General features: G+C 34.7%; 1 pseudogene. It reads right to left on the bottom strand.

From position 1 onward, the window contains the following. Positions 1-156 precede the first annotated feature (156 nt). Positions 157-464 (bottom strand): annotated as a pseudogene (locus TCEL_RS00155) ([FeFe] hydrogenase H-cluster radical SAM maturase HydE); the annotation flags it as partial.

Genomic DNA, 464 nt, shown 5'->3' with positions numbered 1-464 from the left:
CATACCGAACATGCATTACACATGTTCTTATCAATAACAACTTTACCATCTCTAATTGATATAGCAGGACAACCTGTTCTCAAACATGCCTTACACTTCACACATTTATCTTGATTTATCACTAAATATTTTCCTGCCCTCTTCTTTTGAACTTCTTTAATTAATGCACATGGCTGTTTYRTRCTTCATTAGAAACCTATCTGCTCCCTTTTCCTTTAGGTACTCATACTCTTTATAGCTTCTCTCACCAATACTTAAAGTAATAGCAACGTCTGAATAATCCTTTATTCTCTCTACTATTTCACCTAAAATTTCCTTTGTATAATATAAATCCTCACCTGACTGAAGAACTAGGCTTCTGTACCCTGCATCAACAGCTTCCTTTGCACATTCTACTATCTCATCCTTATCCATTCTGTATCTTGGAAGATTTCTATTGCTACATCTTAATCCACAATAGTAGC

This window comes from Thermobrachium celere DSM 8682 (genome assembly GCF_000430995.1).
Taxonomy (GTDB): Bacteria; Bacillota; Clostridia; order Clostridiales; family Caloramatoraceae; genus Thermobrachium; species Thermobrachium celere.
Note: the sequence above shows the minus strand (reverse complement) of the source record. Positions and strands in the feature narration are given on the sequence as shown.